Source organism: Agriterribacter sp. (assembly GCF_035445465.1).
In the GTDB taxonomy this organism is placed as follows: Bacteria; Bacteroidota; Bacteroidia; order Chitinophagales; family Chitinophagaceae; genus Agriterribacter.
Genome location: NZ_DAOMQT010000092.1, coordinates 1 through 8667 on the forward strand (window position 1 = coordinate 1; position 8667 = coordinate 8667).

Here is an 8667-nt window from a genome sequence, read left to right on the forward strand (position 1 = left end):
GATCATTTGGACAGCTCTGCTATTTTCATCCCTTATATTGAAAAACTTAATCTGGAAAACCTTACCTTTGCCGCCCCCGATGTGGGAAGCGCTAACAGGATACGCGAAATAGCCAGTTATTTCAATGCCGAAATGGTGATCTGCGACAAGCATCGTAAGCGGGCGAATGAGATATCAAGCATGGTGGTAATAGGCGATGTAACAAACAGGAATGTAGTGCTTATTGACGATATATGCGATACGGGCGGCACACTTGCAAAAGCAGCAGGTTTGCTCATTGAAAAAGGCGCCACCAGTATACGGGCCTTATGTACGCATCCGGTATTGAGTGGTAATGCGTACAGGAATATTGAAAATAGTGTGCTGGAGGAACTGGTGGTTTGCGACACGCTGCCTCTAAGGGAGCATCCGGAAAAAATAAAAGTATTAAGCGTTGCGGGTTTGTTCGCGAAAGCCATTCGTAACGCGTATGAGAATAAAAGCATTACAAGTCTTTTCATACATAGCCAGTTAAGAAATAAATAGTAAATATTAAACTCAAAATAAAAATGAAAACAGTTACAATCGAAGGACAACTGAGGACCGGAACCGGAAAGAAAGCCACCCGGCAGCTCCGCTCTCAGGGTTTGGTGCCTGGTGTAATTTACGGCGGCAGCAAAGAGGTGAATTTTCAGGCGCCTGCGCTGGCTTTTAAACCGTTAGTGTACACATCCGAATTTCAGTTGGCGAACATCAGTGTTAACGGGCAGTCGTACCAGTGTATTTTAAAAGATATACAGTTAGATACCGTAAGCGACAAGCTGAATCATGCTGATTTTTTAGAGCTTTCGGAATCTAAAAAGGTTATTGCCAATATTCCGCTGAAATTTACAGGAGTAGCCGCAGGCGTAAAAGCCGGGGGAAGGCTGGTAACCAAAATGAAAACCTTAAAGATTAAAACCCTGCCTCAATACCTGCAGGAAAATATTGAAGTAGATTTAACCGATCTTGAGATCAACGAAAACGTGCGGGTGGAAGATGTGAAAGCCGAGCATTATGAAGTATTGAATTCACCCCGTATTCCTATTGCATCTGTGGTAATGACCCGTCAGTTGAAGCAGGAAGAATCTGCTGCACCCGCCGCTGGTGGGGCAGCCGCCAAAGCACCAGCCGCCAAAGCACCGGCAGCTGCTGCCAAAAAATAAAAAGGATCGTTTTCTTTTATATACCCAATCCTTTTGTGGATTGGGTTTTTTGTTACACCTGCTTGTTTCTTATGTCTAAATTTTTAATAACAGGCTTAGGCAACCCCGGAACGGAGTACAGGCATACCCGCCATAATATCGGTTTCGATGTGGCAGACGCATTTGTACAAAAACATGCCGGTGTATTCAGCCAGGATCGCCTTGCCGAAGTAGCCGAAATAAAATGGAAAGGGAAAATCTTTATCTGCATAAAGCCCTCTACCTATATGAATTTAAGTGGAAAGGCTTTTCGCTTCTGGATGGATAAAGAAAAGATCCCGCTTGATCATACCCTTACCATTGTAGACGACCTGGCGCTTCCCCTGAGCAAGCTGAGGCTGAGAACCGGTGGTAGTCATGGGGGGCATAACGGGCTTTTTGATATTCAGAACATCTTAGGCACGGATAAATATCCCAAATTGAGGTTTGGAATAGGTAATCATTTTCCAAAAGGTATGCAGGTAAATTATGTGCTGGGCAAATGGTTCCCGGAAGAACAGGCAATTGTGCGGGAAAAGATAGAAAAATGCATCGAAGTAATTGAAAATGTAGCTGTTATGGGATTCGAGCGAACAATGAGCACGGTAAACAACCTGGTATTCGGAGAAGTGTGAAGCATTGCTTTAATGACATTAGCTAAAAAATGTTGCCAAGTGTATAAGTTTCAATTTGTTTACCTTAAATTAGCATCTTGCTATTTCTCATTCTCCCCCAATCCATCTTCCTTGAACTAACCCTTAATCTACTTAAAAACACAATGTTCATATCGTTTAATGTTTATTGTAAACCTTATTGAACTCTATTGAAATATGAAGATATTCTGTATTGGCCGTAACTATGCTGAACATGCGAACGAAATGGGTAATGAAATACCCGAAGAGCCTGTTATTTTTATGAAGCCCAAAAGTGCATTGCTGCAGGCGCATGCTCCATTTTATTATCCTGAATTTACCAATGAATTACATGCCGAGGCAGAGCTGGTGCTAAGGGTATGTAAAAATGGAAAGTATATCCAGGAAAAGCATGCCGGTAAATATTATAACGGTATATCTATTGGTATTGATTTTACCGCACGCGACATCCAGGATGAGCTGAAAGCTAAAGGATTACCCTGGGAAAGGGCTAAAGCCTGGGACAATTCTGCCATTATAGGTAAATGGATGGATATTACTCCCGAAATGAAAAAGGATGATATCAATTTTTGCTTATACAAAAACAAGGAATTGGTACAGCAGGGAAACTCCGGCCAAATGATCTTTAACTTTGATGCCCTGGTAGCCAATATTTCCAATTATTTTTCGCTTAATATAGGCGACTTTATTTTTACGGGCACTCCTGCAGGTGTGAGCGAATGCGTGGTAGGCGATGACCTGGAGGGTTTTGTGGAAGATGAAAGCTTATTTGAGCTCACGATCAAATAGAGACTGTAAATAAAGAACGGTTTTATAATTTACCCCAAACCGGGTTTTAATAGCATTAAAAAGCCGCTAAAACATTTGTTTTAAGCGGCTTTTAATCATTCCGAAGCTAATGATAGCGCACCCGATTCACTATATGAGTACGGAATGTGTACATGAGAACCCCTGTTTATCCCCTGAATTGTTCTTAGCTATTTTTTGGCACACGAAAACCGCGGCCTGGTATTCCTTATTTTAAAAATAAAACTGGTAAACCGCATATCAAATTCATCAAGGATGAAAGAAAAAATTGCATGTTTATCCATTTTGATATATTGTTTCATAATTTCATCCGAATATATATCCGCCCTTTAGAAATTTGATACCCCCCTGAGCAATTTTTTTATGCCTTAATTCATTACAATTATCCATGCAACATCCCGACCAGAAGTATATTAATGCCTTATTGGAAAACGATGCGGTAGTACTGGAAGAGCTTTACCAGCGGTTTTCGGAAAAGATCAAATGGATGATTATCCGCAATAACGGCACCGAAACAGATGCTGCGGATATTTTCCAGGATGCCCTGCTCTCTATATACAATAAAGCCAAAACAGGCGGTTTTACGCTCACCTGTCCTATGGAGGCATTTTTATACCTGATTTGTAAAAACAAGTGGCTCAATACATTAAATAAAAGGAAAACGCAGAAGGTAACAATTACCGATACGGAAGGATTTAATCATATAGGGGAAGACAATTTTAAACTGGCGGAGGAATGCGTATTGCAGCAGGAGCGAAATAATTTGCTTACAGAGAAGCTTGCTGAAATGGGGGATAGTTGTAAGAAAATACTTCGCCTGAGCTGGAGCGGCATAGCAATGGACGAGGTGGCAAGGCAACTGAATGTAACCTATGCCTATGCCAGGAAAAAGAAATCAGAATGTATGGCAAGGCTCATTACCCTGGTAAAACAATCCCCTGCCTTTAATTCATTGAAATGGTAACACATGAATGACAACAAGCATTTTAATACAGCGCAAATTGAAAGGTATCTCTCCGGTGATATGCCTTCCGAAGAAAAATTAGGTTTTGAAGCCAGCATAGAAAGCAATAAAGAATTGTTTGACCTGTTGCAGATATACAGAACAATTGATGCCGAAATGCATAATACTGAAAAATATAGCAGCCATGAGGCAGCACTGAGAAGTACCCTGCAAAAGCTGAATGCGGCTTATTTCAGATCTGAAGCGCCGGTAATCCGGATGAATAGCCGTAAGCAATGGTACAGGGTGGCAATGTCTGCCGCTGCGGTGCTTGTTTTGGCGCTGGCCGGTTATTTTTTATTTTTTCAAAGCAGGGCCGACCTTCCGCAGTTGGCCGATCGTTATGTGAAAGAAGACCTGTTGCACCTTAGTCTTACCATGGATGGCGCCAAAGACAGCCTGCAGCAGGGTATGGCGGCCTATAACAATAAGGACTACCCACAGGCCATACAACTATTTGAAGCTGTGTATAAGGCCCATCCCGATAACAGCGATGCGCTAAAATACGCGGGAATAGCTTATCTCATTACAAAAGCGTACAACAGGGCACTGGCATGCTTTGATGAACTGGCCGCCAAAAAAGAATTGTTCAGCAATCCCGGAGTGTTTCTTAAAGCGGTAACTTTATTACAACGCAACCAGCAGGGCGATAAAGAACAGGCGGAACAGTTGTTGCAGCAGGTAATGGATGAAAAATCGGATGGTAGTAAAGAAGCAGCGCGCTGGTTAAAGAAATAGCAACAAACCATTTGTTTCCCTATCCATTTGGAAAGTAGAAAATACCTGTAGATACTGATTTGTGATCAGAGTTACGCCAATACTATTCATTTATATTTTCCGATCTTAATTTTATTTTGTATGCTGAACGCTGCTTTTAAAACAACCCGGCCCATAACTTACACAGGGCTTATGGCTTTGCTGCTGATGGTTATTATTTCGGGATGTAATTGTGGTTCCGGAACTCCACAGGACTGGACAACTTACCAGGTAAAATCTCCTTATGAGGGCGAAAAGCCCGATCCTTATAAGCAATTGATTGTGTGGTTAAAGCCTGGTACTTCAAGGCAGGACTTTAATAAGTGGCTGCAGGACAATATTGTAAAAAAGGAAAAGAATGAATTGAAAGTACGGTTTGTATGCGGCAGTTGCGATTCTTCCCTTTTTTTATTAGAAGGGAAAGGCGTGGAATTATATATGCAGGGCGAAGTAGCCAATGGCGGAACCAGCAGTAAAGGTAAACCCAAAGTAACGGGTGAGAGCGGGCCGCTTTATTTCAGCACCAACATCCCGGTAAGATTTCCTGACGGGCTTAATGAATTGAGGGAAGCAAAGCTTCCGCCTGTTGTATCATTTTCCGGTACGGAAGTAAAAGTGGCTGTTTTTGATACGGGGCTGGATACCAGTTTTGTTAACTCTTCCTTTTTATATAAAGCTGCCGATAGCGCCTGTATACCCGGTGCGGGTAGCGGCTGGAACTTTATAGCAGGCAATAACAACTGGCTGGACGACAATCCCGGCAAACATGGTAGTACTGTAACAAAATTTATAACAGATGAAGTGGAAAGATATCGGCAAAACAGCGTGGCTATTTTGCCCGTAAAAGTTTTTGGCGCCGATGGAACAAGTGATTTGTACAGTATACTCTGCGGGTTCGCTTACGCCAAAAACCGGAAGGTGGATATTGTTAATGCAAGCTTCGGCTATTATGAATCGAGGAATAAATACGATAGTTCGGGCGATGCAATACCGGAATTAACTTCTCCTGTGTTATTGAAAGCATTCATTGAAGAACATCTTACAAAGCATAACATTCTGCTGGTTACGGCAGCCGGTAACAAAGATGACGCGATGGAAGATCCTGAGTACAATCCGGCCGATACATTGCAGAAACGCAATCTCGACAGTGTGTACTTTTACCCTGCATCGCTTGCACCCGTTTTGCCCAATGTTATAGCCATAACCACCGTATACAAAGACCAGGTAAGCCCTGCCCAGAATTTTTCAAATCAGGTGGTAGACGCAGGTGTGCATGCGGATGGAGCAGATAATGCCGGGCATTTTTATTTTACCAATCCTGTTAACGCAGGCCTGCCGCCTGTTTCAGGGTCTTCATTTGCCGCACCCGTGGCTACGGGGAAATATGCAGCATGGCATCACAGTTATAAAAACCTGTTAAACGCTCCCATTACGTTCAGTATAAAAGACAGTATTTTCAGCATACTCAAAAGCCAGCCCAGCCCTTCTTTTTTGTATAACGAACCCGGGTTAGCGGGTAAAGTAAAGGAGGGAAAAGTGATTAACAAAATGGTTGATGCAAATCAGCAGGCGCTGTTTTCTTTACAAAGATGATCTTTGTGAAACAGCGATGAAGCAAATGGTTGATGCAGGCAATATATTATTGGGAAAGGCGATGCTTTCGCTCCTCACCACTTTTATTATTAGCGTTCCCTGTTTTTCGCAATGCATTTCCGGAAAGGATATCTGGAATAAAATTATTGCCATAGAAAACGGTACAGGCACGGATAGTGAAAAATTGCAGCAGGCTTACCGGCTGAAGCATGCATTTGAAGATGGTAAGCTGTGTAAAGATGCTGTGTATGCCCGTTTGCTCCACCGCATAGCTACCTTACATTATCTTCAAAATGACGGACATGCTACCAGAGAGGCTATTGAATACATGCTTGAGTCTGTAGCGGTCAATACTTCAGGAGCGGCAAACACTTCACCGGATTATGTAATAAACAGCTATTACAACCTCGGTATTTTTTATAAGTCACTCGGTATAAACAATAAGGCGTTAGATTATTACGACAGTGTTATCATTGTTAGCAAAAAACGAAATCTCCATAGCTCCCTGGCAACGGCATGCAGGGTATTGAAAGCAGATATTTTATTCAGAAATGGCGATTACCAGAAATGCGTTGATGAATGTATAGTGGGATTGGCGGAAGCCAGAGAGCGTGATGACGCCAATGCGTTAACACAGTTATTTAACCGCAGGGCACAGTCTTACGCATACCTGGAGCAACTGGATGATGCCGGAGCTGATGCAGACTCGGCCATGCATTACGCGGGTATCCTGCATGATGATTTTGAACAGGCAACAGCCATTATCATAAAAGCAATGATTGCTGCCCGGCGCAACCATTTTAATGAAGCGGAGCGGTTGTTTAACAAGGCAATTGTGCTGCGCCTCAAAACAAAGGAATTCAGGCAGGTAGCTGATGACTATACCGATTGGGGTAATTTTTACTTCCGTGAATTAAAGCGCTACCGGCAGGCGCAGGACTGCTATATGAAAACCATTGTGTATGCAAAAAAAGCCGGTGATGCCGAAAGGTTATGCAAAGGTTATATTAATCTTGGCGAAACCGCTTTCAGGCTGTACCCTCAAAATGAATACGCAATTACCCGTGATTATTACCATAAAGCATTGCAGGTATATGAGCTTAACCAGGCTACATTTTTACAAAATCCATCGCTGAGCCGTTTTTCCACTATTGGAAATACAGACCTGTTGCTTGTTTTGCTTAATAACAAAACGGAGCTGCTGCTCCATCTTTATAAATTAAATGGTAATAAGCAATATCTTAACGCCTGCCTTTCCACTGCTATTGTAATGGATTCTGCTATTGTGCAGGCGCGGCATGAGCAGTTGGGCGAACAAAGCAAGTTATACTGGCGCAATAAAACCCGGTCGTTTTTTTTCAATGCGCTTGAAGCCTGTTATGTAGCAGGGGATATGCACAAAGCATTTTACTTTATGGAAAAAAGCCGGGCGGTATTACTAAGCGATAAGCTCAATGAGTTGGGCGCTTCTGCCCATTTGCCACCTGCGGAAAGTGCAATGGAACAAAACTATAAGGCAGCTATTGTGTATGAGCAGCAAAAGCTGGCCCGTTTGAACAGGCAATCGCCTGCCTGGCAAAGCCAGCAACTGAAGCTGGTTCAGGCAAAAGAAACATTTGAGGGCTACATCAAAACCCTCGGGCAAAAATACCCCGCTTATTATCAGTACAGATATGCGGATGATATACCGGCACTGCAGGAGTTGCAGGCCTGGTTGCTGCATAAAAAGGAAAATTTTGTTCATTATTTTTTGCACGATACAACAGGGTTCATACTGGTTATTACACCCGATACCAGCAGGATGATAAAGCTTCATTCGGGGGATGTGGGTGAAAAAGAGAGGAATGCTTTTTTACAGTGGTGCTCCGATAAGCAGCGGTTAAACAATCATTATCCATCTTTTGCCGCGTTGTCGCATAAAATATACACAAGCCTTTTTAAACCACTGCAGTTACCTGGCGGGCGTATAGTGCTTTGCCAGGATAATTTTTTATTGCCCTTTGAAGCGCTGTGTAAAGATGAGAAAGGGGAGCAGTTTTTGGTGTATGATTACAGGTTCAGCTATGTATATTCGGCCCGTTACCTTATGAAGCGGTTCGCGGTTCGCAAGTCAAAGGGTGATTTTGCAGGGTTTGCGCCTGTATCCTTCCGCAATAACCTGGGCGTACCCGAACTTCAACATTCCGCTCAATCGCTTGTAAGATCCGGTGCTTACTATAACAACACTAAATTATTTACGGGCACCGCGGCTAACCGCGATAATTTTATGAGCGGGGCGCCGGATTACAGTATTGTGAATGTGCTTTCCCATGCGTTTGCCGATACCGGAAATACGGAGCCCGTTTTGTATATGCAGGATACGATCATTCATCTTTCTGAGCTGCAACTGCTGGATCACCCGGCAACCCAATTCATGATGCTGAGCGCCTGCCAGACCAATGTAGGAAAAAATGCCACGGGTGAAGGGATATACAGTTTGGCAAGGGGTTTTTCTTCGGCGGGGATACCGGCGGTGGCTGCCACTTTATGGAAGGCAGACGAGGAAACCGTATATGCGCTGTCGGATAAGTTTCACGAATACCTTTCGGAGGGTATGCGTAAAGATGATGCCCTGCAAAAGGCGAAATTGTATTTCATACAGCAGGGTAACAGG

8 protein-coding genes are annotated in these 8667 nt (G+C 43.1%); all 8 read left to right on the forward strand.

The window, feature by feature from the left end; genetic code table 11:
• Positions 1-525, forward strand: a 525-nt coding sequence (gene prs / locus PLE34_RS20965; RefSeq protein WP_324560281.1) for a ribose-phosphate diphosphokinase, incomplete at its 5' end; no start/stop codon positions are given.
• A gap of 23 nt (positions 526-548) precedes the next feature.
• Positions 549-1184: a 50S ribosomal protein L25 gene (locus PLE34_RS20970; RefSeq protein ID WP_324560284.1), complete on the forward strand. Its 636-nt coding sequence runs from the start codon at positions 549-551 to the stop codon at positions 1182-1184.
• A gap of 71 nt (positions 1185-1255) precedes the next feature.
• Entirely contained in the window at positions 1256-1837 is a 582-nt protein-coding gene (pth, locus tag PLE34_RS20975; protein ID WP_324560287.1) for an aminoacyl-tRNA hydrolase, read from the forward strand.
• Between the two features lie 195 nt (positions 1838-2032).
• Positions 2033-2644 (forward strand): fumarylacetoacetate hydrolase family protein, encoded by a 612-nt coding sequence (locus tag PLE34_RS20980; RefSeq protein WP_324560290.1) that lies wholly within the window; start codon positions 2033-2035, stop codon positions 2642-2644.
• Positions 2645-3050: 406 nt separating this feature from the next.
• A complete protein-coding gene (locus PLE34_RS20985) occupies positions 3051-3626 on the forward strand; it encodes an RNA polymerase sigma factor (protein ID WP_324560292.1) in 576 nt (191 codons plus the stop codon).
• Between the two features lie 3 nt (positions 3627-3629).
• Entirely contained in the window at positions 3630-4403 is a 774-nt protein-coding gene (locus tag PLE34_RS20990; protein WP_324560295.1) for a tetratricopeptide repeat protein, read from the forward strand.
• A gap of 120 nt (positions 4404-4523) precedes the next feature.
• Complete coding sequence (locus PLE34_RS20995; RefSeq protein ID WP_324560298.1) at positions 4524-6014, forward strand: S8 family serine peptidase; 1491 nt, start codon at positions 4524-4526, stop codon at positions 6012-6014.
• The coding region (locus PLE34_RS21000; protein ID WP_324560301.1) for a CHAT domain-containing protein at positions 5977-8667 on the forward strand (2691 nt) is incomplete at its 3' end. The genes PLE34_RS20995 and PLE34_RS21000, both read left to right, overlap by 38 nt.

Coding starts and splice junctions, on each gene's coding strand:
- PLE34_RS20980 (WP_324560290.1), top strand. CDS start 2,033: ATGAAGATATTCTGTATTGGCCGTAACTATGCTGAACATGCGAACGAA.
- PLE34_RS20985 (WP_324560292.1), top strand. CDS start 3,051: ATGCAACATCCCGACCAGAAGTATATTAATGCCTTATTGGAAAACGAT.
- PLE34_RS20970 (WP_324560284.1), top strand. CDS start 549: ATGAAAACAGTTACAATCGAAGGACAACTGAGGACCGGAACCGGAAAG.
- PLE34_RS20995 (WP_324560298.1), top strand. CDS start 4,524: ATGCTGAACGCTGCTTTTAAAACAACCCGGCCCATAACTTACACAGGG.
- pth (WP_324560287.1), top strand. CDS start 1,256: ATGTCTAAATTTTTAATAACAGGCTTAGGCAACCCCGGAACGGAGTAC.
- PLE34_RS20990 (WP_324560295.1), top strand. CDS start 3,630: ATGAATGACAACAAGCATTTTAATACAGCGCAAATTGAAAGGTATCTC.